The sequence below is a fragment of the uncultured Zoogloea sp. genome, assembly GCF_937894855.1.
GTDB classification, from domain to species: domain Bacteria; phylum Pseudomonadota; class Gammaproteobacteria; order Burkholderiales; family Rhodocyclaceae; genus Zoogloea; species Zoogloea oryzae.
On sequence record NZ_CALAYQ010000009.1, the window covers coordinates 1 to 24,984 of the forward strand.

The 24,984-nt window shown below is 67.5% G+C and carries 27 protein-coding genes; 26 read left to right on the plus strand and 1 reads right to left on the minus strand.

Features of this window, described 5'->3' with window-relative positions:
• Nucleotides 1-74 precede the first annotated feature (74 nt).
• From Q0672_RS00390 to Q0672_RS00450, 13 genes are all read left to right on the plus strand, one after another.
• On the plus strand, nucleotides 75-518 hold the full coding sequence (locus tag Q0672_RS00390; protein ID WP_298618631.1) for a hypothetical protein: 444 nt from the start codon (nucleotides 75-77) through the stop codon (nucleotides 516-518).
• Nucleotides 518-2,221, plus strand: a complete 1,704-nt coding sequence (locus tag Q0672_RS00395; protein ID WP_298618633.1) for a terminase TerL endonuclease subunit — start codon at nucleotides 518-520, stop codon at nucleotides 2,219-2,221. Before Q0672_RS00390 ends, Q0672_RS00395 begins: the two co-directional genes overlap by 1 nt.
• Nucleotides 2,222-3,502 carry a phage portal protein gene (locus Q0672_RS00400; protein ID WP_298618635.1) on the plus strand — a complete coding sequence of 427 codons (1,281 nt, stop codon included), beginning with the start codon at nucleotides 2,222-2,224 and terminating at the stop codon, nucleotides 3,500-3,502. It begins immediately after the preceding gene.
• Nucleotides 3,480-4,343: a head maturation protease, ClpP-related gene (locus Q0672_RS00405; RefSeq protein ID WP_298618637.1), complete on the plus strand. Its 864-nt coding sequence runs from the start codon at nucleotides 3,480-3,482 to the stop codon at nucleotides 4,341-4,343. Before Q0672_RS00400 ends, Q0672_RS00405 begins: the two co-directional genes overlap by 23 nt.
• A 12-nt stretch (nucleotides 4,344-4,355) precedes the next feature.
• Complete coding sequence (locus Q0672_RS00410; protein WP_298618639.1) at nucleotides 4,356-5,678, plus strand: phage major capsid protein; 1,323 nt, start codon at nucleotides 4,356-4,358, stop codon at nucleotides 5,676-5,678.
• 76 nt (nucleotides 5,679-5,754) lie between these two features.
• A complete protein-coding gene (locus tag Q0672_RS00415; protein WP_298618642.1) occupies nucleotides 5,755-6,144 on the plus strand; it encodes a hypothetical protein in 390 nt (129 codons plus the stop codon).
• A gap of 7 nt (nucleotides 6,145-6,151) precedes the next feature.
• Entirely contained in the window at nucleotides 6,152-6,685 is a 534-nt protein-coding gene (locus tag Q0672_RS00420; RefSeq protein WP_298618644.1) for a hypothetical protein, read from the plus strand.
• Nucleotides 6,686-6,704: 19 nt separating this feature from the next.
• Nucleotides 6,705-6,950, plus strand: a complete 246-nt coding sequence (locus tag Q0672_RS00425; protein WP_298618646.1) for a hypothetical protein — start codon at nucleotides 6,705-6,707, stop codon at nucleotides 6,948-6,950.
• 8 nt (nucleotides 6,951-6,958) lie between these two features.
• Nucleotides 6,959-7,300, plus strand: a complete 342-nt coding sequence (locus Q0672_RS00430; protein WP_298618648.1) for a phage head closure protein — start codon at nucleotides 6,959-6,961, stop codon at nucleotides 7,298-7,300.
• On the plus strand, nucleotides 7,297-7,818 hold the full coding sequence (locus Q0672_RS00435) for a hypothetical protein (RefSeq protein ID WP_298618650.1): 522 nt from the start codon (nucleotides 7,297-7,299) through the stop codon (nucleotides 7,816-7,818). The genes Q0672_RS00430 and Q0672_RS00435 overlap by 4 nt, the downstream gene beginning before the upstream one ends.
• The gene (locus Q0672_RS00440) at nucleotides 7,818-8,234 is read left to right on the plus strand and encodes a DUF3168 domain-containing protein (RefSeq protein WP_298618652.1); all 417 of its coding nucleotides are present in this window, start codon (nucleotides 7,818-7,820) and stop codon (nucleotides 8,232-8,234) included. The genes Q0672_RS00435 and Q0672_RS00440 overlap by 1 nt, the downstream gene beginning before the upstream one ends.
• Nucleotides 8,231-8,674, plus strand: coding sequence for a phage tail tube protein (locus tag Q0672_RS00445; protein ID WP_298618654.1), 444 nt, complete (start codon nucleotides 8,231-8,233; stop codon nucleotides 8,672-8,674). The genes Q0672_RS00440 and Q0672_RS00445 overlap by 4 nt, the downstream gene beginning before the upstream one ends.
• Complete coding sequence (locus Q0672_RS00450) at nucleotides 8,674-9,054, plus strand: hypothetical protein (protein WP_298618656.1); 381 nt, start codon at nucleotides 8,674-8,676, stop codon at nucleotides 9,052-9,054. The genes Q0672_RS00445 and Q0672_RS00450 overlap by 1 nt, the downstream gene beginning before the upstream one ends.
• Here the strand turns inward: Q0672_RS00450 and Q0672_RS00455 are convergent.
• Nucleotides 9,051-9,275, minus strand: coding sequence for a hypothetical protein (locus Q0672_RS00455; RefSeq protein ID WP_298618658.1), 225 nt, complete (start codon nucleotides 9,273-9,275; stop codon nucleotides 9,051-9,053). The genes Q0672_RS00450 and Q0672_RS00455 overlap by 4 nt on opposite strands.
• A 184-nt stretch (nucleotides 9,276-9,459) precedes the next feature.
• On the opposite strand from Q0672_RS00455, the gene Q0672_RS00460 reads away from it, so the two are divergent.
• The 13 genes from Q0672_RS00460 to Q0672_RS00520 all read left to right on the plus strand — a co-directional run bounded on the left by Q0672_RS00460 (nucleotide 9,460) and on the right by Q0672_RS00520 (nucleotide 24,888).
• Complete coding sequence (locus Q0672_RS00460) at nucleotides 9,460-11,880, plus strand: phage tail tape measure protein (protein WP_298618660.1); 2,421 nt, start codon at nucleotides 9,460-9,462, stop codon at nucleotides 11,878-11,880.
• A 90-nt stretch (nucleotides 11,881-11,970) separates the two neighbouring features.
• A complete protein-coding gene (locus Q0672_RS00465) occupies nucleotides 11,971-12,240 on the plus strand; it encodes a hypothetical protein (protein WP_298618662.1) in 270 nt (89 codons plus the stop codon).
• The gene (locus tag Q0672_RS00470; RefSeq protein WP_298618664.1) at nucleotides 12,241-12,690 is read left to right on the plus strand and encodes a hypothetical protein; all 450 of its coding nucleotides are present in this window, start codon (nucleotides 12,241-12,243) and stop codon (nucleotides 12,688-12,690) included.
• Nucleotides 12,687-13,097 (plus strand): NlpC/P60 family protein, encoded by a 411-nt coding sequence (locus tag Q0672_RS00475; protein ID WP_298618666.1) that lies wholly within the window; start codon nucleotides 12,687-12,689, stop codon nucleotides 13,095-13,097. Before Q0672_RS00470 ends, Q0672_RS00475 begins: the two co-directional genes overlap by 4 nt.
• Nucleotides 13,094-16,855 carry a host specificity factor TipJ family phage tail protein gene (locus Q0672_RS00480; protein ID WP_298618668.1) on the plus strand — a complete coding sequence of 1,254 codons (3,762 nt, stop codon included), beginning with the start codon at nucleotides 13,094-13,096 and terminating at the stop codon, nucleotides 16,853-16,855. Before Q0672_RS00475 ends, Q0672_RS00480 begins: the two co-directional genes overlap by 4 nt.
• Nucleotides 16,852-17,712, plus strand: a complete 861-nt coding sequence (locus Q0672_RS00485; RefSeq protein ID WP_298618670.1) for a pyocin knob domain-containing protein — start codon at nucleotides 16,852-16,854, stop codon at nucleotides 17,710-17,712. The genes Q0672_RS00480 and Q0672_RS00485 overlap by 4 nt, the downstream gene beginning before the upstream one ends.
• Nucleotides 17,709-18,020 carry a hypothetical protein gene (locus Q0672_RS00490; RefSeq protein WP_298618672.1) on the plus strand — a complete coding sequence of 104 codons (312 nt, stop codon included), beginning with the start codon at nucleotides 17,709-17,711 and terminating at the stop codon, nucleotides 18,018-18,020. Before Q0672_RS00485 ends, Q0672_RS00490 begins: the two co-directional genes overlap by 4 nt.
• Before the next feature lie 13 nt (nucleotides 18,021-18,033).
• Nucleotides 18,034-18,234, plus strand: a complete 201-nt coding sequence (locus Q0672_RS00495; RefSeq protein ID WP_298618674.1) for a hypothetical protein — start codon at nucleotides 18,034-18,036, stop codon at nucleotides 18,232-18,234.
• Nucleotides 18,227-18,631 carry a hypothetical protein gene (locus tag Q0672_RS00500; protein WP_298618676.1) on the plus strand — a complete coding sequence of 135 codons (405 nt, stop codon included), beginning with the start codon at nucleotides 18,227-18,229 and terminating at the stop codon, nucleotides 18,629-18,631. Before Q0672_RS00495 ends, Q0672_RS00500 begins: the two co-directional genes overlap by 8 nt.
• On the plus strand, nucleotides 18,628-19,836 hold the full coding sequence (locus Q0672_RS00505) for a hypothetical protein (RefSeq protein ID WP_298618678.1): 1,209 nt from the start codon (nucleotides 18,628-18,630) through the stop codon (nucleotides 19,834-19,836). Before Q0672_RS00500 ends, Q0672_RS00505 begins: the two co-directional genes overlap by 4 nt.
• A 2-nt stretch (nucleotides 19,837-19,838) precedes the next feature.
• The gene (locus Q0672_RS00510) at nucleotides 19,839-20,471 is read left to right on the plus strand and encodes a hypothetical protein (protein WP_298618680.1); all 633 of its coding nucleotides are present in this window, start codon (nucleotides 19,839-19,841) and stop codon (nucleotides 20,469-20,471) included.
• On the plus strand, nucleotides 20,471-20,962 hold the full coding sequence (locus Q0672_RS00515; RefSeq protein WP_298618682.1) for a hypothetical protein: 492 nt from the start codon (nucleotides 20,471-20,473) through the stop codon (nucleotides 20,960-20,962). The genes Q0672_RS00510 and Q0672_RS00515 overlap by 1 nt, the downstream gene beginning before the upstream one ends.
• The gene (locus Q0672_RS00520) at nucleotides 20,962-24,888 is read left to right on the plus strand and encodes a hypothetical protein (RefSeq protein ID WP_298618684.1); all 3,927 of its coding nucleotides are present in this window, start codon (nucleotides 20,962-20,964) and stop codon (nucleotides 24,886-24,888) included. The genes Q0672_RS00515 and Q0672_RS00520 overlap by 1 nt, the downstream gene beginning before the upstream one ends.
• The last annotated feature ends 96 nt before the right edge of the window (nucleotides 24,889-24,984 follow it).

Sequence of the window (24,984 nt, forward strand, 5' to 3'; positions counted from 1 at the left end):
CGGGGGGCGCACCAAAAGTCTGAAATCGTGGCTGCCGACGTCACCGGCGCTCATCTCACGCGGAGAATTTTTTCTTGGGGGACGAGATTCCGGAGCTTGATCTGCTGGGGGAGCCGTATCGGGAGCCCGCCGATCCGCGCGGGCGGCCGAAACATCGGGTCACGAGAGAAAAGCGTAAGGATGTCAGTGCCTTGCGCGCGGCTGGTCTGTCGCGGGACGATATCGCCCTGGTGCTCGGGGTGTCGAAGCCGACGCTGGCGAAGTATTATTTCGCCGAGCTGAACGAAGGCGTCGCGCAGGAGCGCGCGCGGGCGCTGCTCTGGCTGCGGGCGAGCGCCGAGGGCGGCAATGTCTCGGCGCAGAAAGCCTGGATCAGGGTGCTGGCCGATGGTCAGGGCGCGCCGGCGGTGCCGCGGGAGATCGATCCGGACCTCGAGCTCGGCAAGAAGGAGAAGGCGCTGCGCGACGCGAAGGCGGCCGATCAGGGATCGGCCTGGGGCGAGCTGGTCAGGCACTGATGCTGGACGGCGACGGCTGGGACTTCGCCTCGCCCGACTGGGAGGCGCGGCTGCGGGACGGGCGGTCCCTGGTGCCGGACCTGCCGCTCGATGAGGTCGAGGCGGCGCGGGCGATCGCGATCTTCAACCGCCTGCGGCTGCCCGACGTGCCGGGCAAGCCGGCGATGGCCGAGGCGGCGGGCGACTGGTTCCGCGATATCGTCGGGTCGGTCTTCGGCTCGATCGACGCGCGCGGCCGCCGGCGGGTGCGCGAGATATTCGGCCTGGTGCCGAAGAAGAACAACAAGACCACGGGCGGCGCCGCCGTCATGCTGACCGCCCTCCTGATGAACGAGCGGCCGCGCGCCGAGTTCCTGCTGGTCGGGCCGACGCAGGACATCGCCGACCTCGCCTTCCAGCAGGTGAGCGGCATGATCGAGGCCGATCCGGACGGCTATCTCGGGAAACGGTTCAAGGTGCAGGAGCATCTGAAGACCATCCGGGACCTGCTGAACGGCGCGTTCCTCAGGATCAAGACCTTCGACATGAAGGTGATGACCGGGTCGAAGCCGGTCGGGATCCTGATCGACGAGCTGCATGTGATGTCGCTCCTGTCCTATGCCAGCCGGGTCATGGGCCAGATGCGCGGTGGCCTGCTGGCCAATCCCGAGGGCTTCCTGATCGTCATCACCACCCAGAGCGACCAGCCGCCGGCCGGTGTGTTCCGGGCCGAGCTGCAATATGCCCGGGCGGTGCGCGACGGGCGGATCAAGGACTCGCGCCTGCTGCCGATCCTCTACGAGTTTCCGGAGGCGATGCAGACGGCGCCGGACGCGCCGTGGCGCGATCCGAAGAACTGGTCGATGGTCAACCCGAACCTCGGGCTGTCGATCGATCTCGAGACGCTGACCGCCGACTATCGCGACGCCCGGGACAAGGGCGCCGAGGAGGAGCGCCGCTGGGCGTCGCAGCATCTGAATGTCGAGATCGGCCTCGCCCTGCATTCCGAACGCTGGCGCGGAGCAGACTACTGGCTGGGCGCGGCCGAGGCCGGGCTGACGCTCGAGGCGCTGCTCGAGCGGTCGGAGGTGGTCACCGTCGGGATCGATGGTGGCGGCCTGGATGATCTGCTCGGGATCGCAGTGCTCGGACGATGCCGGGTAACCAAGCGGTGGCTTCTGTGGTGTCACGCCTGGTGCCAGGCCGACGTGCTGGAACTTCGCAAGGACATCGCCGAGCGGCTGCGAGACTTCGAGGCCTCCGGCGATCTGACGTTGTGCCACGAGGTGACCGACGATGTGATCGGTGTCGCCGAGATCGTCGAGAGGATCAAGATCGCCGGCCTTCTGCCGGAGAAATACGCGGTCGGGTTCGACCCGATCGGCGTCGCCGCCATGGTCGACGAGCTGGCGGGCCGGGGCATCGGCGGGGACCAGGTCTCGTCGGTGATCCAGGGCTTTCGATTGTCCGGGTCGGTCTGGGGCGCGGAGCGGAAGCTGAAGGACGGCACGCTGATGCATTGCGGTCAGCCGCTGATGGCATGGTGCGTCGGCAATGCGAAGGCCGAGCAGAGAGGGAACGCGGTGCTGATCACGAAGGAAACGGCGGGCAAGGCGAAGATCGACCCCCTGGTGGCCGCGTTCAACGCCATCAGCCTGATGAGCCGGAACCCGGAAGCGGTCGGACTGTCGGTTTATGACAGCCGGGGGATCCTGGCACTCTAAATGGCCAACAAGAAGCGCAAGGGCGCCAGATCAGCAAAGGCCAGCGCGAGTTCGGGCAGCTTGGATCTGACCAGCATGACGCCGGAGCTAGTCGCGGAGTTCCTGAGGCTCGGCGGGACCATGCAGACCGCGTCCGGCGCGGCGGTAACCGAGACCTCGGCGATGCGGGTCGCCGCGGCGTGGCGGTGCATCAACATCATCTCCGGCACGGTCGGGTCGCTGCCCATGGATCTGATCCGGCGCGAGGGCGAGCGCATCCGGCGGCCGGCGGTCGGCCACCCCCTGCGTCGCCTGCTGACGGTCAAGCCTAACCCGTGGCAGACACCCAGCGAGTTCCGGCGGATGCTGCAGGCGCACCTGCTGCTGCGCGGAAACGGATATGCGATGAAAATCAGGGTCGGCCGGGATGTGGCCGGTCTGATCCCGATCCTTCCCAACCGGGTCGAGGTTGAGCAGCGGTCCGAGGATCTGAGCCTGAGATACAAGGTCTCCCGATCGGACGGCTCGAAGTTGACACTTGGACAGGCCGACATGCTGCATTTGCGGGGCATGTCGCTCGACGGAGTCCGGGGCCTGTCGGTGCTCAACCACATGCGCGAGAGCATCGGCCTCGCGCTGCAGGGCGAGGCCGCCGGCGCGCATCTGATGCGGAACGGCCAGTTCGTCAGGGGCGTTCTGAAACACCCGAACAAGCTCAGCCAGGAAGCTCGGGCCTTTCTGAAGGATTCTCTGGCAGAACACAGCGGGCCAACCGGATCAGGAGGAACCCTGGTTCTCGAGGAAGGGATGGACTACAGCCCCGTCAGCCTGTCACCGACCGACCTGCAGTTCCTCGAGCAGCGCGATTTCCAGCGTTACGACATTGCCATGTTCTTCGGGGTCCCGCCCCACATGCTCGGGGCGACCGAAAAGGAGACGAGCTGGGGATCCGGAATCGAGCAGCAGGGTATCGGGTTCGTGACCTACACACTGAACGACTGGCTGGTGACCTGGCAGGAGGCCCTGAAGCGCGACTTGATCCACGAGAGCGAGTGGGACGTGCTCGATTTCAGGTTCAACACCCAGGCGCTTCTGAAGGGCGACACTAAGGCCCAGTGGGACGCCTTCACGCGCGGGCGGCAGTGGGGCGTCTACAGCGCCAACGACGTCCGCGAGAAGCTGGACCTGAATCCACGAGACGACGAGGCCGGCGACGAATACGCCGCGCCGCCAAACCAGACGCTCGCCCCGCCTCCCGCGGCGCCAGAAGGAGACCCGGATGACCCTGCGCGAACTGCCTGACGCCCGCGCGGCCTCGCGACCCAAGGGGTACGACTGGGACTCGCCGCCGGTGGCGCTGACCGAATGGGTGGAGCGGCCGATGGCGGCTGAGGCCGACGATCCGAATACCGTGTCGATCTATGGTGTGATCGGAGAGGATTTCTGGTCCGGGGAGGGATTCACCGCCAAGCGCATGGCAGCCGCGCTGCGGTTGATCGGCAAGAACGCGGTCACGGTCAACGTAAATTCCCCCGGCGGCGACATGTTCGAAGGAATGGCGATCTACAATCTGCTGCGCGAACATCGCGCCGAGGTAACGGTCAAGATCATGGGGATCGCGGCCTCGGCGGCGTCGGTCATCGCGATGGCCGGTGACCAGGTGCTGATGGGCACGGGTTCGATGATGATGATCCATAATGCTTGGGGGCTCGTCGTCGGCAACCGCCACGACTACCTCGACGCGGCCGAAGTGTTCGGGCAATTCGACGCGTCGATGGCCGACATCTACGCGGCCCGCACCGGCATGGATGCGAAGGATGTGCTGGCAATGCTCGACGGTCCTTCCAAGGCGTCGGACGGGACGTTCATGTCGGCGGCCGAGGCGATCGAAAAGGGGTTCGCCGACGCGACGTTCGAAGCCGCCAGCTCCGAGGCGGCGAAGGCCGCCGGTGGCCCCTCGGACCTGATCGCCCGGCGCCGCCTCGAGGCAAAGCTGGCGACCGCCGGCATGGGGCGCCGGGAGCGCTTCGACCTGATCAACGCAATTTCGTCGGGCCCGCGCGATGCAACCCGACCCGCCGAGCGCGATGCAGGCGATCTGACCGCCGACCTGATGTCGGCAATCACAACGCTTCGATCCTAGAAAGGACCGATCATGAAGATGCTCACCCCGGCGGCGTTCAAGCCCGCGCGCGGGATCGCGACCGTGCGCGCGGACGCGACAGACCCGAAGGCCGTTCTGGCCGAACTGCAGAAGGCCTGGACCGAGTTCCAGGCGAAGAACGACGCAAGGCTCGCGGCGGTCGAAAAGGGTCGCGCGGACGCGGTATCGACCGAAGAGGTCGATCGGATCAACGCGGCGCTCACCGAGATGCAGGGAAAGCTGACGGATGTCGCGACGCGCGCCGCCGGCGCGTTGCTTGGCGGTGGCGACGGCGCCGTCACCGACATCTCGATGGCGCAGGCCTTCGGCCGCGAACGCGGCCAGGACGTCGGTATCGAGGAGTATCAAGCCTATCGTTCCGCGCTCAACACCTACATGCGCCGGGGCGGCAACACGCCACGCGAAGCGCTGGCGGCGATGTCCGTCGGCTCCGATCCGGACGGCGGCTTCGCAGTCACGCCGGACACCTCCGGTCGGATCGTGAAGAAGCTGTTCGAGACTTCGCCGATGCGACAGGTAGCGTCGGTCGACACGATCGGAACGGACCGCCTGGAGGGTTTCAACGATCTCGGTGAGGGCACAGCCGGCTGGGTCGGCGAGACCGCGCCCCGCCCCGCCACGGGCACGCCGCAGCTCGGCAAGTGGGATATCCCGGTGCACGAGCTCTACGCCTTCCCGCAGGCCACCCAGAAGGTCCTCGACGACGCGATGTTCGATATCGAGGCCTGGCTCGCCGCGAAAACGTCGGACAAGTTCATCCGGACCGAGAACGCCGCGTTTCTGAATGGCGACGGCGCGCTGAAACCGCGCGGACTCCTGACCTACCCCACGGCGTTGACGGCGGACGCGACCCGGGCCTGGGGCATCTTCCAGCACGTCCTCACCGGCACGGATGCCAGTTTCGGCGCGACGAACGGCAGCGACAAGCTGATCGACCTCGTCTATTCCGTGAAGGCGGGATACCGCGCGGGCGCGAATTTCATGGCAGCGCGGTCGACGGTCGCCGAAGTCCGGAAGTTGAAGGATGGGCAGGGCAACTACATCTGGGCGCCTTCGCTGCAGGCGTTGTCCGGCGGCACGATCCTCGGCTTCAACATCGTCGAGGCCGAGGACATGCCGGTGATCGCCGCGGACAGCCTTTCGCTGGCGTTCGGAGATTTCAGCGAGGCGTACCAGATCGTCGATCGCGTCGGCATCCGCGTTCTGCGGGATCCGCTGACCAACAAGCCCTATGTCGGGTTCTATACCACGAAGCGGGTCGGCGGCGACGCGATCAACTTCGAAGCGGTGAAGTTCCTCAAGTTCGGCGACTAAGCCGATCGCCTCGACCCCGGCGGGATGATCCGCCGGGCCTTCCCCATTCCATTAGGACATACAGGAGACGCGCGGGATGCGTGACCTTTACTCCAATCTGGGCGTCGTGTCGGCGGTCGTTCCGCAGGTGCTGGCGGCGACCGACACGTCGGCGGCGATCGATCTGCGGGGCTTCGACAGCATGGTCGGGCTCGTCAATACCGGCGCGATCGGCGGCGCCGGCGACTATACTCTGAAGCTGCAGCATTCCGACACGACCACCTCCGGCGACTTCGTGGACGTGACGTCGTCGAACGGCTTGATCGGCACGCTGCCCGCGTCGCTGGCCGCGTCGACCGCCTACAAGTTCGGCTATAGTGGCGGCAAGCGGTACGTCCGGACGGTCACCACCAAGAACGGCGGGACGTCGATCGCCGTGTCGGTACAGATCGCCAAGGGCAAAGCCTCCCAGAGGCCGGTGGCCTGATCCTGACATGCCCACGCCCATCCTGGTCACTTCGCCGGCGACATCACCGCTGTCGCTGGCGGAGGCAAAGCAATACTGCAACGTCGCCCTTTCTCACGACGACCAGCTGATCGAGGACCTGATCCTGGGTGCCGTGTCGCGCCTGGACGGCTGGGGCGGTCTGCTCGGCCGCGCCCTCGAGGCGCAGACCTGGGAGCTGATGATGGATGGGCTGCCGGCGACGATCCGGCTGCCGCTCGGCCCGGCGGTGAGCGTGGAGAGCATCGTCTACATCGACGTCGCCGGCGACGAGCAAACCATCGGCCCGGACGATTTCGTGCTGGCAGCGGACAGGATTGTGCCAGCGCCCGGCGTTGCTTGGCCTCCGACCAGGGCAATGCCCGGCGCCGCGCGCGTGCGCTGGGTCGCAGGCAATGGGTGTCCGCCGGGAATCAAGGACGTGATCCGCCGGATGGTCCGGCACGAATACGACCACCGCGATGCCATGGACGAGAAGATCGTCGTCGCCCAGATCACGCCGTGGCGCCGGATTGCCGTCTGATCGGTAGGAGAAATTTCACATGGCCCCCAACTTCCTGTCCTCGTCGACCGCCCTGGTCTACGTCCCCGTCACCAAGGCCGACGCTGCTTTGCCCGGCGGGCCTTGCCGCGCGCTTCTCGTCGGGACGGCCGGCACCGCGAACCTCAGGCAGGTCGATGGCACGGATCGTGCCAATGTCCCGTTGCAGCAGGGGTTCAATCCCTTGGCCGCTTCGCAGGTCCGGCTCGGCGGTACGGCCTCCGATATCTGGGCGATTTACGACTGAGGTCCGCCATGCCCTCTCGTATTCTCGAGGCCGGTGACCTCGACCGTCTCGTCACGATCGAGCGCTTCAGCGCGACGGTCGACGCCTTCGGTGGCGAGGTGAAAGCCTGGTCGCCGCTGGCGACGATCAGCGCTCAAGTTCGGCCTGTCAGCGACGGGGAGCGCTGGCGCGCCGGCGAGCTCGGCGCCGAGGCGACGGTCCGGTTCCGAATTCGCTGGGGCCTTGGGGTCACCGTCTTCGATCGCGTAGTCTGGGAGGGGCGCGCACACACGATCAGCGCCGTCAAGGAACTCGGCCGCCAGGAAGGTCAGGAGATCACCGCCGCCGCCCGGGTCGACGCGGCGCCATGAAGGTCCAGCTGGAAGGATGGCGGGAGACCGAGGCGGCGCTGGCCGATCTCGGCAAGAGCCTCGGCAAGAGCGTGCTGCGGCGGGTCGGCATCCGCGCTCTGGGCCCCATGGCCGAGGATGCGCGGGCCAAGGCGCCGAACGATCCGGAGACTCCCGAGAGCATCGCCGGGACGATAATCGTTACAACGCGCCGGCCGGCGGGGGCGAAGAGCGCCGCCGCCCGTGCCTACGCCGCCACGATCGGCGCCGGCGGCGGCGTCGCCGCCGCGCGCGCCGCGGCCAAGGGCGCCGGGGCGGGCGCCGTCGAGGTCTTCATGGGGCCGAACCGCGACCCGAAGGCGGTCCAGCAGGAGTTCGGCAATTCGCGTCACGGGCCGCAGCCCTTCATGCGGCCGGCGTTCGCCGCGGGTGCCGAGGGTGCGCTCGACGCCGTGGCCACCGATCTCGGCGCCGAGATCGAGAAGACCGCGCGGCGGCGGGCGGCGCGGCTCGCCAGGGCGGCGGCGAAGGCCGGGTGATGGAGGAGGATCTGCGGAGCCTGCTGCTCGCCGCGCCCGGCGTCGCGGCGCTGGCCGGGGCGCGAGTGAGCTGGGGCGGACGGCCGCAGGGCGAGGGTTTTCCGGCGGTGCTGCTGCATCTGGTTTCCGAGCGCCGGGGTCATGGCCTGGCCGGGCCGGAGGCACTGGCCGATGCACGGGTGCAGGTCGATTGCTGGGCGCTGGTCTATCGCGAGGCGAAGGCGCTCGGCCGCGCCGTGTCGGCCGCGCTCGACGGCTATGCGGGGATTGTCGGGGCGACCCGCTTTCAGGGCGTCTTCCAGGAGAATGGCCGCGACACCAGCGAGGTGCGCGCGGCGGACGGCGGCGACGTGGTGGAACAGCTGTTCCGGACGTCGCTCGATTTCAGGGTCAGGCATCAGCAGGAGGAGCCGTGAGCAACCAGATCATTTCCTATGGCGCGGGCGTCGAGCGATCGACGAACGGCACCACCGGCTGGGCGGACATTCCGGAGGCGAAGGGCGTGGCCGTGCCCTCGACCACGCAGGAATATCCCGAGGTCACCAGTCTCGACAGTCCGAACGGGTTCCGCGAATATATCAAGGGCCTGAAGGACGCCGGCGAGATCGAGCTCGAATGCGGCTATACCGCCGCCGGCTACGAGCAGCAGGTGGCCGACAACGCCGCCGCCGGCGCGATCTATTATCGCGTCACGCTGAAACCCGCGCCGAACCAGTCGAGCGGCGACATCTTCGCGTTTCGCGGCTTTCCGACGCCTGCCCTCGTCGACAACGGCATCGGCGAGCCCCTGGGCATGAACGTGCGCATCCGGATCACCGGCGATGTAACCTGGACCAAGGGCGCGGCGGCGGCCTGATGGATAGTCTCCAGAAAGAGGGGGAGGACCCGGCGAGCGGCGTCCTGTTTACCGCGCTCGGCCGTGACTACCGGCTGCGCTTCGGGTTCGCGGCGATGCGGGCATATCCCCGGCTGCCAGGCGCGACCGGCGAGGGGTTCCTCGCCGCCGTTCGGGAGCTCCGGAAAATCGAAGAGGATCCCGACGGGTTCGACCGGGTGCATCGGCTGTTCCTCGCCGGACTGTCGCCGACGCCCGCGCCCGAGGCGGTGGATGAGATCATCGACGCGCTCGGGATCGTGCCGGCGGTGGCGCTGCTCGGCCGCGCGATCCGCGCGGCGTTGCCGGAAAGCAAGGCGGGGGATTCCGAGGCGGGAGACGGCGCCTCGGGGGAACCCTAGGCGTCGAGCCGGATGATCCGGACGCCGGCGGCGATCCGGACATCGATGGCTGGCTGCGCGGCTGGCTCGGCGCCGGGCTCGGTTTCGCGGAATTCTGGGCGCGCACGCCGCGTGAGGCCGAGCTGATCCTGGAGGCGGCGCTGACGCGTGCCCGTTCCGCGCATGACCGGGCGCGGGCGATCGCGCACGAGACGGCGCAGCTGATCGCCTTCGCAGTGCATTCGCCGCGCAAAATGCCTGCCTTCCGACCGTCTGAACCGGCTGGCTCCGGGGGAGGCGCGCGACCCTCGCCGAGAGCCGCCGGTTCCGGCGGGTCGAGCGCCGCCGACGACGCCCGGGTGCGGGCATTCTTCATCGGGCTGGCCCTGAGCGGCCAGTCGTCCGACCAGCAACAGGAGTAGAGCCATGTCCTCGGCAGTCGTCGGTGCGTTGCGCGTCGTGCTCGGCATCGATACCGCCGCGTTCAGCCAGGGCCTCGACGGCGCGACTGCCAAGTTGAAGGTCGCCGGGCGCGACCTCGGCCGGCTTGGCAGTGAGTTGTCGTTGAAGGTTACCGCGCCGCTGACCCTGGCTGGGGGCCTGATCCTGAATACCGCCGGCCAGTTTGAGGCGGCGATGAACCGGATCGGCGCCGCGACCGGCGCCGGTGCCGGTGACATGGCGGCGTTCGAAAAGCTGGCGCGTGACCTCGGGAAAAGCACGACCTTCTCCGCCGGCGAGGCGGCGGAAGCGATCGAAATGCTGGCCAAGAACGGCGTGTCGACCGCCGACATCCTTGGCGGGGCGCTGACCGCTTCGCTCGACCTCGCGGCCGCCTCCGGTTCCGACCTCGCCTCCGCCGCCGATCTTTCCACCGATGTGATGCTTAACTTCGGCAAGGGTGCCGCCGACCTCGGCTCCGTGGTCGACGGCGTCTCTGGTGTGCTGCTGGCCTCGAAGTTCGGCTTCGACGACTATCGCCTGGCACTGGCACAAGCCGGCGGCGTCGCCGGCGGCCTCGGCGTCACGCTCGAGGATTTCAACGCGGTGATCGCCGCGACCAGCGCGCGGTTCGCCAGCGGCTCGGACGCCGGCACCAGCTTCAAGACCTTCCTGCAGCGGCTGGTCCCGACTTCGAAGGCGGCCGCCGCCGCGATGGACCGGCTCGGCCTCGAATTCTTCGACGCCTCCGGCGGCTTGAAGCCGATGGCAGACGTGGCCGAGGAGCTGCGCACCGCGCTCGGCAATCTGAGCGACGAGGCGAAGTCCGAGGCGCTGACCGACATTTTCGGCACGGACGCCATGCGCACCGCGATCGGCCTGATGGAGGCCGGCGCGAAAGGGGTGGCCGAGCTCGACGCGGCGATCGGCTCGGCGGACGCGGCCGAGCAGGCAGCGGCACGCACCAAGGGCTGGGCCGGGGCGATGGAGCAACTGGGCGGGGCGATCGACGAGCTGGCGCTGGCGGTCGCCGACGCCGGCCTGATCGACATGGCGACCGATCTGGCGCGAGGAGTGACCGACCTTATCGACTCGGTATCGGAGGCCGATCCGGCGCTGCTGCGCTTCGGCGTCGCCGCCGGCGCCTGCGCCGCGGCGATTGGGCCGCTGCTGGTGGCAGCCGGCCTGGTGGCCACCGGCATCGCCGCGGTGGCCAGTCCGGTTGGCCTCGCCGTCACAGCGATCGCCGCGCTGACCGCCGCGGGTATCGCGCTTTACCAGAACTGGGATCTGGTCGCGGAGAAATTTCCCGTCGTCGCGGGCGCGGTCGAGGGATTCGGGCGCGCGATGGGCGTCGTTGCGTCCGGCATGGGTGAGCAGCTGGTGCTGAGCGCCCAGGCGCTAAGCCAGACGCTGCGAGGCGACTTCGCCGGCGCTCTCGACTCGGTCGGTCAGCAGGCGATCGCTTTCGGTACGACGGTGCTCAACCTCGCCGACGTAGCATTTCCGGGCGCTCGGGCGGCGGCGGAGGCCTTTGCTTCGGATATCGGGACGCGGTTGGTCGAAGGTGTCGACGCGGCGATCGCCGCCTTCGGCGAGCTCGACGCCTATCTAGCCGGGGTACGCGAGCAGCTGCTCCAGGCTGGCCGGCAGATGATTGACGGGCTGCTTCAGGGGTTAGTGGAGAAGTGGGAAAACGTGAAAGCGTGGTTCGGATCGCTGGCCGAGAGCATTCCGGGCTGGATCCGCGATCCGCTTGGCATTCATTCACCGTCAACCGTCTTCGCCGAGATCGGCCAGAATATCATGCAGGGCCTGGTTGCCGGCCTCGATGCTGGCCGGGTGGGTGTCTCTTCGCAGCTGACGTCCGTGGCCGACGGCATCCCCGGGGTGTTCCAGCAGGTCGGACAGGCCGCCGCTGGCCAGTTCTCCGGCCTCGTCGACGCGCTCGTCGACGGCTCGGCTCGCGGCGGCGACGCGCTGCGCGGCCTCGAGGAGGATCTGAAGCGCCTGGTCCTCAACAAGGCGTTCAACAGCGTGCTGGGCAGCCTGTTCGGCCAGACGGGCTATTTCCCGATCCCCGGATTCGCGGCGGGAACGCGGTCGGCGCCGGGCGGTCTCGCACTGGTCGGCGAGCGGGGGCCCGAGCTCGTCAACCTGCCGCGCGGATCGCAGGTCATTCCCAATCACGCGCTCGGCGGGCTGGGTGGCGGGGCTGCGAAAGTGGAAGTCATCATCCACAACGCGCCGGCCGGAACGCAGGTCGAGGAAAAGACCGGGCCGGGCGGCACGCGCCAGATCGAGATTTTCCTGCGGGATCAGGTCCGGAACATGATCGGCCAGGGCGCCCTCGATGGCGCCATGCGCGACAATTTCGGCGTCGGCCGGCGGCCGAGAGGCGTCTGACCGACGATGCCGTCGTTCCCGATCTCACGCGCCCCCCTTTATGGGAGCTACCAGCGCGGCGGGCTGAAGCCGAGCGTGGCTCGCACGGCCATGGAAGTCGGGCCCCCGAAGGTCCGGCGGCGGTCGAGCCGCGCGACGCGGAGCCTGTCCGCGAGATACGCGATCACCAACGCCGAAGCCGCGACGTTCGAAACCTGGGTGCGCGTGCACATCGGCCTGGGGGCGGAGCTCTTCGACTGGCCCGATCCGATCACCGACGCGGTCCGGACCGTCCGGTTCGCCGAGGATGGCGGGTTCGCCATGGCGCAGCTCGCCCCCGGATGGATCGAGCTGAGCATCAATATCGAGGAATGGTCGTAGATGGACCGCGCGCGCCTCTATGCGACCGAGATCGACGATGCCTACATCGCGCTGTTCACGCTGCGCGGGGATGGCACCACGGTGCGGGTGACCGACTGGGACGCCGACGTGGTCAGTCGGGGTATCACATACCGCGCGCAAGCGTTCGCGGTGACCCTGCCCGAGGCGAGCGATGCCAGCCCTCCCCGGGCGCGCATCCGGATCGACAATGCGTCGCTGATGTTCGTCGAGGCGATCCGGTCGGTCAACGAGGTGCTGACCGCGACGCTGGCGATCGTGCCGGTCAGCGACCCCGACCAGGTCGACCTCGGCCCGTTCGATTTCGAATGCCGTGTCGCGCGGTATGACGGCGCGGTCGTCGAGATGGACCTGACCTACGAGCCGATCCTCGACATGGCCGTTCCGCACCATCTGTTCACGCCGGGCAATTTTCCGGGGCTTTTCCGATGATCTCCGCGCCTATTCCGGCTTGGGTGGCGGACTATCTGGGGCTGCCGTTCCGCGAGCTCGGCCGGGATCGGGACGGCCTCGACTGCTGGGGTCTCTATCGGCTCGTCCGGGGCGAGCGGTGGGGCGAGTGGCTGGACGGCTACGACGGGTGCTACGGCACGGCCGCCGGCCGCGAGGAGCATGCGGGCGTGATCCGCGGGCACATTGGGTTCGCGCAGGTCGTCGAGCCCGGCTCGGAGATTCCGGGCGACGGGGTGTTCCTGCGGACCGCCGGGGTGGTCTGCCACATAGGGATGGTGGTCGGCGGCGGGATGATGCTGCACACCCGTGTCGGCCTCGGCGCGGCCGTCGAATCCTATCGCGCCGGATCATGGGCCCGGCGGGTCGAGGCCTTTCGCCGGCCATGATCCAGGTAGGCTCCGCCGAGGTCCTCCGCCCGCTCGAGGGCGCCGTCCACCTGATCGGCCGCCCGCATCCGCTGCGGAGCGACATCGCCGAGCATCACCTGCCGGCCGGCTTGTCGATCGCCGAGATGCTCGCCGTGGCGATCCCGGACGCCGGAGCCCGTCGCTACGTCAATGTCTATATCGCCGGCGCCCCGGTGCCCGCCGAATGGCACGAGCGCGTGCGGCCGAAGCCAGGATCGCGCGTTGAATTCCGGGCCTGGGTGCAAGGCGGCGACACGTTCCGGACGCTGCTCTCCATCGCCGTTCTGGTCGTCGCGGCCTGGGCCGGTCCCGCCGCCGCCTTGGCCTTTGGCATGACCGGCACGGCCGCGACGCTGGCCGCCGGCCTGATCACCGCCGGCGCCTCGATCGTCGGCTCGCTGCTCGTCAATGCCATCGCCCCGCCGCCGGCGCCAGGCCGTGACGCGCTGGGGGCGCGCGGGCGGCAGGAGCTGCTGCCCGGGATCCGCGGATCGCAGAACCGCGCCGATCCGTATGGGCCGATCCCCCTGATCCTCGGCCGGCACCTGGTCGTGCCGCTGCTCGGCGCCGAGCATTATGTCGAGCGGAGCGGCGACGAGCAGTACCTGCGCAGCCTGTTCGTCGTGGGGTACGGGCCGCTGACGATCGCCGACATCAAGATCGGCGATACGCCGATCGACGAGTACGACGATATCGAGATCGAGATCCGCGAGGGATGGGACCACGATGATCCGATCACGCTCTATCCCGGACAGGTGTTCCAGGAGGACCTGAGCATCGAGCTGCCGAAGAGCGCGGGGTGGCAGTCGCGCAGGACGGCGCCGGACATCGACGAGGTCTATGTCGACACCGTGGCGCCGAACGGCGTCGGCCGTCTGACCGGGAGGTATGGCTGGGTCGTTCGCAAGATCAAGTTTCAGACGATGTTCCGACGGGTGGGGACAACCGCCTGGTTCGACGGCGGGATCATCGTCTACGAGGAGCGCTTGCCCCGGACCCGCCGCCGGTCGCGCCGGATCAAGTTCCCGGCACGGGGGCAGTACGAGGTTCGCATCCGGCGCGTGAGCGGCGATGCCGAAGAGGACCCCGAGCACACGGTGCAGTTCCTGGACCTTGTCGTCTGGGCGTCGCTGCGGAGCATCCGAAACGACCCGCCTGTCGGCATGCGCGGTCTCGCGATGATCGCCGTCCGGATCCGGGCCACCGACCAGCTGAGCAACGTGATCGACGATCTCAACTGCGTTGCGACATCGCTGATCCCGGACTGGAACGGGTCGGAGTGGGTCACGCGCGCCACGCGCAACCCGGCCTCGATCTATCGGCACCTGCTGCGCGGTCCGCACCTGAAGCGGCGGATTTCCCTGTCGCGCCTCGATCTGCCGAGCCTGCAAGCCTGGCATACGGAAAACCGCCAGGCGGATCGGCGCTGCGACGCGGTGATCCAGGGCCAGCGAACGCTCTTCGACGCGCTGAAGGACGTCGCGGCCGCCGGCCGCGCTGCGTTTCTGATGAAGGATGGGCTCTACAGCATCAAGCGCGACATCGCGCAGGATGTGCCGGTGCAGATGCTGACTCCACGCAACATCATCAGCCTGGCCGGCGAGCGGACCTTTCCTGACCCGCCGGACGCGTTCCGCGTGCAATTCGTCTCGGCCGCCGCCGGCTACCAGCCCGACGAGCTGATCGTTTACGCCGACGGCAAGAACAAGGGAAACGCCGCGACCTTCGACCGCCTCGATCTCTGGGGAGTCACGGAGGCCGATCAGGCATTCCGGGACGCGCGATATCACATGGCCGTCGCAAAGCTGCGGCCGGAGCGGCTGACCGTGCGCATGGATATGGAACACCTTGTCGCGCGGCCCGGCGACATGGTGCGTGTCGCGCACGACGTGATGCTCGTCGGTCTTGTCCAGGGGCGCATCGTTTCGCGCGAGATCGACGGCGGGCAGTGCGTTTCGATCGAGCTCGACGAGGACTGCCTGATGGAGACTGGCAAGGAATATTCGGTCTTCATCCGCAGGTCGGCGGGCGTTTCCAACCTGGAAGTCAGTCGGCTGCTCGTGACGGTGCCAGGCATTCGCCGCTCTCTCGTCTTCCGCACACCGATCGGTTCCGGCGAGATACCATTTCCGGATGACCTCGTTGCGTTCGGAGAGGCGGGAAGGACTGTCACCGACTGGATTGTCAACACTGTCGATCCCGACGAAGACCTGCATGCGACGCTGATCCTGGTCCCCCACGCTCCGGCGGTGCATTCGGCGGATACCGGGAGAATCCCCGACTATCAGCCGCGCACCACGGTGCCGGTCTGGATGCGCCAGCCGTCGGCGCCGGCCATCGCCGACATTCAGGCGGCCGACGCCGCGCTCGAGCGTTTGCCGAATGGCGATCTGATGCCGCGGATCATTGCCACTCTGCGGCTGCGGGAAGGGTCGAGGGAGCCGCCGATCGCCCGGCTGATCGCCCAGGTGCGGCGGGCGGCGGGTGGCGCCTGGGACGACGACGGCGTGACCGTCGAGGGGCTGCGCCGCGTGGTGGTCCGCGAGGTTGAGCCGGGCGACCGGTACGACATGCGGTTCAGGGTAGTCTCCGAATACGGCCGTGCCAGTCGCTGGGTTGAGGCGAGTTCGATTTCCGTGGTCGGGGCAACCGATCGTCCGGCGGAGATGTCCGACCTTAGCATCGAGATCACCGGCGGGAATGCCACGCTCTCGTGGCTCGAACCGCCGGACATCGATGTGTCGTACTACCTGGTGCGCCATTCCAAGGTGGAGAGCGGAGCGCTATGGGCCACGGCGCAGAACGTCCGGCGGGTGCCGGCCCCGGCGACGAGCGTCGAGGTGCCGCTGAGGGTCGGAACCTATCTGGTCAAGTCGGTCGATCATCAGGGTCGCACCAGCGAAATCGCCGCGGCCGTGACAACCACCATCCCGCGCGTGCGGGGTCTCAATTTCATTTTCGATCTGGAGGCCGATCCGGAATTCGCCGGCGTTCGGTCGAACACCGTCGTGGATAGCGGCCTTGGTGGGTTGAGGCTCCGCAAGACGGATGGCGCGGAATTCTACGTGGCGGTCCAGAGTTTCGCACCCGTGCATATTCAGGCGGGAGTTCCGCTGCTGATCCAGCGAACGCCGTCCACCTTCGAGGCGACTGGCCAGTGGGAGTCGGCCGCGTACATCGACCTCGGCGGCCGCTTTACCTGCCGGGTCAGCGCCGAGGTCGAGATCAACGCGGCACGGATCGACGACGATGTCTTCGCCTGGACCGACGTCTTCGCCGTCGAGGATGTCTATGGCGGTGTCGAGGATGGTGTCGCGGTCCGCGCCTATCTGCAGACCACGAACTCAAATCCGGCCGGCAGCCCCACCTGGAGCGCCTGGCGGGAGTTCGCGGTCGGTGATTACACCGCGCGAGCCTTCCGATTTCGCCTCGAGCTCGTCTCGACGAGTCCCGGTGCGACACCGGTCGTCCGCGCGGCGCGCTTTGTCGTCGATATGCCGGATCGCGTCTACAGCAAGAGGCTGACGGTGCCGGCGGCCGGCCGGCGCGTCGATTTCGACCCGGGGTTCTACGCGCGGCCCGACGTTGGCCTGACGATCCAGGACGGCGCCGCCGGAGACCGCCCGATCTACACGGCCGACAGAGACGGCATTGATATCCAGATCCGAAATTCCGCCGGCGCCGGGGTCGAGCGCGTCGTGGAGATTTTGGCCAGAGCCTATGGGGAACGCGAATGAGCCATCCGGCCAACCTGATCCGGTCGTCCTCGCCGCTCGCGGGCGCAGCCATGGTCAATGGCATCAACGACTGGCTGACTGCCCTGAAGTCGTCCTGGCAGGGGGCGTCGGCGCCGCCGAATCCCGTCGAGGGTCAGCTTTGGCTCGACACTGGCGCCTCGGCCTATGGGACACGGTTGAGGGTGCGGATCGACGGGTTGTGGCGGGTTCTGACCAGCGATATCGGTCCCGTGGTTCAGGATTTCGACGATGAGATCACCGATGGATTCCGTCGCTGGTCGAGCGGCGCGCTGAACGCGCCGGCGGCCGGCAACGGCTCCCTGATCGTCGCCGCCCGCGCCAACGCGGTCACGCAGATCGCCTTCGTCCAGAGCTCCGCCGAGGCGGACCTGATCTCGATCAGGGTCTCGCTCAACGCCGAGGGCACGTCCTGGAAGCCTTGGCGGCGCGTTTTCACGCAGCGCGACATTGTCGGTGACGTCTCCATGGCGGGCGGGGTCCCCGGCGGCGCGATAATCGAGAGCGGCGTCCTGTCGAGCGGCGAGTATGTGCGCCTGGCCGATGGCACGCAGAAGTGCTGGGGGCCGATGACGCTCAACCGCCTCGATGTCGCGACGCTCGGTGGCACCTGGGTGTTCCCGCGGCCGTTCGCGAATTCGATCTGGCGCGGATCGGCGCTGTTGCGGCTGGTCAGCGCCGCGCCTGCCGTCTCGATGCTCGGCACGCTGAGGATCAGCGCCAGCCCGACGCCAACCGAGATGTCCCTGGAACTGGTCAGGATCGCGGGGATGACGAACTTCGGGGCAGGAGACACCGCGACGTGCCACGTCAAGGCGGTCGGGAGATGGGTCGCATGATCCTCGATTTTACTTGCGTCCGGCGAGACGAGCAGCTGCGCATCGAGGTGAGCGGCGACATCCTGCTGCTCAACGGCGCGCGGCTGGATTTCGGACCACTTCCCGAGGGCGGAATGCTGCCCAGGGATGCGATCGCCAGCGAATGGATCGGATCCGGGGCACGCCGGGAACAGGGGCACGTCCGGGTCACAGTGGTGTTGCCATGTGGGCCGGAGGCGCCGGCCGAGCGACGTTTCGCGAAAACAATGACCATCACCGACGATGGCCCGGTCGCCCTGCCGCCCTATGGCGACGCTGAGATCGTCTAGAGGACCCCAACATATGCTGAACTGGAGCCTGCTGCGCACCCCGGAGGGTGAGCGCCGCGAAGACGCGCGTGCACTCGCGCGGGCGTATCTCGATGCCACGGATTGGTATGTCACGCGGGCGGTCGATCCGTCAGATGGCCGACCGCTGCCCGAGGATGTGATCGATCGTCGGCGGGCGGCGCGTACCGTCCTGAACGGAGGCACGGATGCCTGATCCAAACCCGCTCGGGCCGAAGCCGGCGCGCGAATGGACGCCGGGCCTGCAGCTCATCGTCTACGACCCGGAGGACGAGGGGAACGCCGAGCTGGACAAGGTCGAGCTCGATGCCCAGGCGGGCGCGCGCATCGCGGAGGTCCTCGACGCCGCGCTGGAAACCGACGTCTGGCGCACGGGCGGTGGCGACTTCGGCGAAGCCGCCGCCCTGGCCCTCTCCGCGCTTCAGCCCGACAGCGTCGGCGGCGCGGCGTTCGAGAACGCCGAGGCCTATGTCCGCGTCGGCGTGCTGCCTGCGCTCTTCGCGCGGATCGCGGTGCTGGAGACCCTGCTCGGGGCCGGCGGAATAATCACCTTTGAGCCAGGCGTTTTCGAAAGCGGGGTATTCGTCGAATGACCATAGTCAAGCGCACATCCAAAGGCAGTCCGCTGACTGCTCTGGAGTACGATGGGAACCTCGACCATTTTACCGACGCGGTCGCGGGGCGCGCGCCGCTCGCGCATACCCATCCGATCAGCGACGTAACCGGGCTGGCAACGGCGCTGGCGGGGAAAGCGGAAGCGGCCGGGACCACGGCGGCGCTGGCGGGGAAGCTCGGCGCGGCTCCGGCGGCGATCGTCGGCGGCATCACAGCGGCAGGTGCCGACCCCGCCGCCGCGCCGGCGCTCGCCGACAGTCTTGTTGCAATCATCCTCGACGAAGGAAGTCACGAGGATCCGGCCGCGTCCGTCGCACGGGCGAACGCCATTCTGAACAAGGCGTCGGCCGATGCACCCGAGGTGCCCAACCTGGCGGTCTTCGCGACAGACGAGGACGGTGAGTTCGTAGGGCTGACGTCGAGCGGTCTCTTTGCGCGGCTGGCGCCTCTGATCGGCTCCGCGTCGTCGTGGAAGGGGAGTGTTCGGGCCGCGACGACCGCCAACGGAACCTTGGCCTCCGCCTACGCGGCCGGCCAGACGGTCGACGGTGTCGTGCTCGCCGTCGACGACGACATCCTGATCAAGAACCAGACCAGCGGGGTGGAGCGAGGGATCTACAGGGTCAATGCGAGCGGTGCCCCGACGCGGCGTCCTGACGCGGATACGGGCGTCGCGCTGCTTGGCGCGACCGTTGTCGTGCGCGAAGGCACCGTCAACGCCGATACCATCTGGGCCTGCTCTACCAACGGTCCGATCACAATCGGCGCGACCTCTCTGGACTTCATTCAGTTTGGCGCCATCGCTGCGGATGCGGCGGATGTCTGGGCCGGTAGCGCGTCCAACAAATGGATCAGTCCGGACGTGAGCCGCGCCTCTCAGGCGCCGATCAGCGTTTCGGACGCTGCAACGATCACCCTGAACCTGGCCGCTGGTATCAATTTCGAGGTGGGGGCGCTGACCGCGACGCGGGTTCTCGCCTTCTCGAACTACACCGGCAAGGCGGGGCGAAGCGGGCATATCGTGGTCCTGCAGAATGGCACGGGGGGCTGGGGCCTGACGGCCGGGACAGACGTTCTGCCGTCCGACGCCACGGCAGGGGTCATAGCCCTGAACGATGGGGCCAATGAGCGCACCGTGATCCCGTACCTCGTGACATCTGGCAACAAAGTATTGCTCGGCTGACCATGAGCTTCTGGTTCAAGAAACCGCCCAGGCCGCGAATAATCGCCGCCAGTCCGGAAGGTGCGTCCAGCACTCCGACGCTCACCACCTACAAGGCCAAGGATATGATCCTGGGCATTGGCATCCGATCCGGCACCGCCAGCGCGCCGACAATTCCGTCTGGCGTGGGGTACACGGCGATCAACGCCGGGCTCGGCGCGGATTCGATGGGCACCGCCTGGGCCCATCGGCAGTGTACCTCGGACGGCGCCGATGGCGGCCTCGGCAGCTGGACCAACGCACACGGCGCGTATCTCGTGTCGATCCGCAACGTCGATTGGAAGCATCCGATCGGGACGATCACCGGCCCAGCGGCGAACGCGTCCAATGCGAACATCACCCATGGCGCCTGTGCTCCTGCGAACCGCAACAGCGCGATTATTTCCGGCGCCGCGGTTACTTCTGGCGCGGCCCCCGGACTCCGCGCCGATGCGACGCTGCTCAAAGAAAATGTCAGTGCGACGCCAAGGATGCGGTGGGGGCGCTCGACGGTCATCCCGGTGAAGTCGTGGGCGGCGCAGGTGGTCGGAAACGACGGCGCGACCGCCGCCGCCGCCCATCATTTCGCAGTCGAGATCAGAGGACGGAGACGATGATGTATGTGCAGCTCGTCGGCGAGGCATGGGTTCCGGCGCGGCATCCATATCAGGATGCCGAAGGCAACAAGTACGACAAGATCGACCAGTTGAACGAAAAGCCGGGTCGATTGGCAGCGGCGGGCATCCATCCGGCGGCTTTCGAAACCCCGGACGATGAGGACGTGACGGCATGGGACACGGGCACCCTCGCGGCCGGAACGGTGACCTTCCGGCCAGTGGAGAGCCTCCCTAGGGAGCCTGACGTGAGTGTCGATCAGATGGCGCGGGCGCTTCAGAAAACGAGCCTGCCCGAGGCCATCGCCGCGCTCGAGGCGGCATCGCCCGGATTGCTCGCGGCCGCTCTCATGCTGCGGCTGCTTGGTCTCTCGGAGGCGACCGCGATGCTCAGCGATCTTGGGGCGGTCGATGTTCCCGCGGCCGCGCAGATCCGGCAGGTCGCGGTCGCCGAGAAGGCCGCCGACGCGCCGCCGGTCAAGGGGACCCGCTGATGCCGATGGTCTTTCGCACGGTCTCCGGCGCCAAGGCGATCAAATGCGCCGACGGTTTCGTCAGTTTTCCGCCCGCCCAGGCTGAGCTCAATGGGCCCGTCCCCGTTGTTCCTCCAGCGCTGACCGGGACCGGCAAGATCGGCGCGGCCGTGGTCGTGACGCCCGGCACGTACGACAATACCGCCGGGGCGACGACGGTCGTAACCGATATCATGCGAGGCGAAGTCGTCTACATCGCCGCCGTCGGCGGCAGCTTCACACCCGGTGCTGACGTCGATCGCGCGACCCTGTGGGTTCGCGACAGCGCGACAAGGGACGGAATCACCCGGCGATATCCCGGGAATTCCCTCGGGGTCACGCGGGTCGCACCGGTCTGGACCTCGTCGATCGGGCCTCGGAGCTATGCTCAGAATGACGGAATAAAGGTCATCGACCTGACCGGCTATGTCACCGGACAGGTGGACGCCTGGACGCTGCTCGGAGCGCCGCCCGCTACGATCGATCTGTCGGACGGCCAGCTCTACATTTCAACCGGCACCGTCCAAACCGGGCTGTTGATCGCAGTCCGCGCCGCCAACTCGGGCGGACATGCCGATGGCGATTTTCTCCTGACGGTCGCGATCGCTGCGCCGGCTCTCTCCGGGGTAGCCCTTGCTGCGCAGTCCTATGTCCAGGGCAGCAATCCGCAGCCGGTCGACGTCTCGGTGGCTTTCACCCCCGGCCCCTGGACGTTCTCACTCGTCTCTCCACCGGCCGGCGTGACGATCAGCGGCCAATTGGTGGCCACGAGCACGCTCGCCCTGCTCTCGAGCTCGACGGTCACAGTCCGGGCAACGAACGCCGCCAGCGCCCACATCGATGCCACATTCTCGGTGGCCGTGGTTTCAAGCGCGGGAGCGGCGCCGGCTGCCTCGGGAACTCCGATCCCGAACCGATTGAACATGATCCGCGGCGCCGGCGCCCTCGTGGCCCCCGCGACCGATGTGCTGACCGCGTTCTCGGGCACGATCAATTCCTGGTCGATCTCGCCGGTGGTCGCCGGGGTCAGCATCAATGCCGCTACCGGCGCGCTCACATTCTCGCGGGCGGCTACCCAGGCGCAACAGCCGGTCACGGTACGCGGCACCAACACCACCTCCGGAAACTACGCCGAGGTGACGTTCCAGATGTCGGTGGTCATCAAGCCGATCTCCCTCGCCGACGTGACTCTTTCGATCCGTATGGATGCGACCGGCCAGTCCGGCAGCGGGGTTCCGGCTGGATTCGGCACCTGGCACATCGACCTGAATGAAGCGGCCTATCCCGAGGCGATCACCGCCGTCTGGTGGCGTGGCGACGCCCATGTGGCGGGCAGTGGCCCCGGCACCGGCTATTACCCGATGATCCGGCATCCGAGCGTAGCGAACCGCTGGATCGCCCGCGCGGTCACGCCGGTGACCGGGGCACCGCAAATCCGGCCGTTCCTCTGGGCCAACGACCCGACCGTGGGATCGACCGCGAACGTCCTCGGCCAGTCCAAGGCGCACCATTTCATCTACACGACCGACGCCGCCATGCTGAACCCGTTGACCGCGATGGAGTTCAGCGCGCCGAGCTCGGCGCTGATCCAGCTGCTCCAGATGGCGTCGGACCCAGGGGTGAGCGAACCGCCGGCGCGGCTGATGCCGGTGGTCGAGGCGGCGGAGTTCGGGGTGGCGGACTATGTCCCGGGAGAGGGCTATCAGCTGCCCCAGGTGTTCCGTAACAGCCCGGCCGCCCCCGCGATCATCTATGGCGGCGGCGACAGCCATCCGATCTGGCGCTCGCCTGACATGGGCCTGTCGTGGCGTCGGCCGACGCAGTTCGGGATGAAGTCGCAGAACTGCATGGGCCTCGCGGTCGATCCGCTCAATGCGAACCATGTCCTCGCCAGCATGGGGAACAATTTCACCCCGAACGACGGCGGCCTCTTTCGTACGCTCGACGGGTTCGAGACGGTCGCCGAGGTGACGGCCGGCGGCGTCCAACTGCCCTATACGACCTTGGATGACACTGCGAAATGCAGCCATGGCGACCTGATGGCGGTTTGCTTCTCGGGCGCGCTTTCCGGCCGTTCGCAGAACATCCTCGCCTTCATCTGCTCGGACAAGAACGACGCGAGCATCACCGCGCGGTCGCTCGATGGCGGGGCGACCTGGACTCGGCTGACGACGAATAACTGGAACGTGGCGACCCTCGGCAAGTGTCGCGTGGCGATGGCCGCCGGCGCCGGCAACACAGGTCGCTTCTGGGTCTCGACCACGAAGGGCCTCGTCCTGGTCAATAACGCATGGGGGACACCGACCTATTCCATCGCGCGGTCGGGCAACGTCAAGGCGCCGGCTTATGTCTCGGCCGACGGCGCCACCGTGATCTGCGGCGTCGACGGGGTCGGGATCTTCCGCAGCGTGAACGGGCTCGCGACGACGCCGACCTTCGCCCAGGTGGGAACCTTCGCCGCCTTCGATGCGCTCTATATCTCGCCGGCCGATCCGAACTTCATGCTGGCGATCATCGACGATGGCACATTCCCGAACCTGCCGCGGATCAGTCTGAACGGCACAGGCTTATCGACCTTCACCCGCTACGGAGTTGATCGCTTCCAGGTGCGGCCTGGCAGCCCGGGCCGCACCGCCGGTGGGTACGGCAGCGTCAGCAGCAACCCGAATATCTGCAACGTCACCCAGACGGCCTGCCTTTTCGATCCGGGCGATGTGAACAAAGTGGTGCTGACCGGCAAGATGGGGAGCGGGCCGACCGCGAACAATTTCTTTCGAACTGTCAACAAGGGTACGACCTGGCAGCTCGCCAACGCCGGCTATAGCGGCAAGCACCAGAAGTCCTGGGGTTGCCCGCAGGGAAATTTCGACATCTCCGACAAGAACCGGATGCTGCTCAACGTTTATGACTCTGGCGCCTGGTTGACCGAGAACGGCTGCAAGTCTTTCGAATCCTTCCCGGTCGACGTGCTGAAGTCGGTGCGAAACGCCGCCGCCTGGTGGTCGACCGCGCTGAATGCGCAGAACCTCGTCTCCTGCGGCGGCGCGCTGCATCCGAACGGTGACGTGATCATCGTGGCGATGGGGGGCTACAACAGCAATTTCGGCTTGCTGCGCCGGAGCGGATCGAACTGGAGCGCGATCGCGAACTCACAGTCGATCAAAACCGGCGTCTTCTGCTACAATTACGCGGCGCCCGGAAACATCATGTGGGGACGGATGCGCTCGATCGATGGCGCCTGGGCCACCTGGTCGGCGATGAGCGGCCTGACAGACGATGACATGATCGCCGGCATGACCTGCAAGCGGTCAGGCACCAACCACTTCTTCACCGTCAGCCGCTTCTCTTCATCGACTGCTCAGCTCATCGTCAAACGGTCTTCGAACAATGGCGCGAGCTGGAGCACGGTTCTGACGCTGACCTACAAGCCGACATCCGCCAATGCCATGGTTGTCTTCTGCGCCGACCCATTCGATGAGAACGTGATCTATGTCCGGGACACCACCGCCTACCGGATCCGCAAGTACGACCTGGCGGCCGGGACCTATGTTACGCTGAACCTGTTCGGCTCGGCGGGGGCGACACCGCCCTCGGCCCGCTATCCGCGCACGCCCAGCATCTCCAACATCCAGGTCGACCCGCGCTATGCGAACGTGATTTGGGCGACCTGCGACGGACGGGCGCAGAATGCTCTCTTCGTTTCGACCGATACCGGCGCGACCTGGGAGGAAATGGGCCAGCGCCGCGGGTTCGGGACGGCGATCGCCAGCACGAGCGTGCATCCGCTGACCGGCGAATGCTTTACCTCGTCGGACCAGGGCTGCCTGATCATTCCGCCGCCATACGCGCAGCCTGGGCGGCTCTTCGATGGCCTGCCCTACGACAACTACGTCGGGCTAGCTGCCTGACCTGGGACGCTTCTCTCTGACCGGGGCGCTGGCCCAGATGCCGCGCCCCATCGCGGCCTCCTTCCAACCAATACTAATCGCATCACGCGCAAGGAG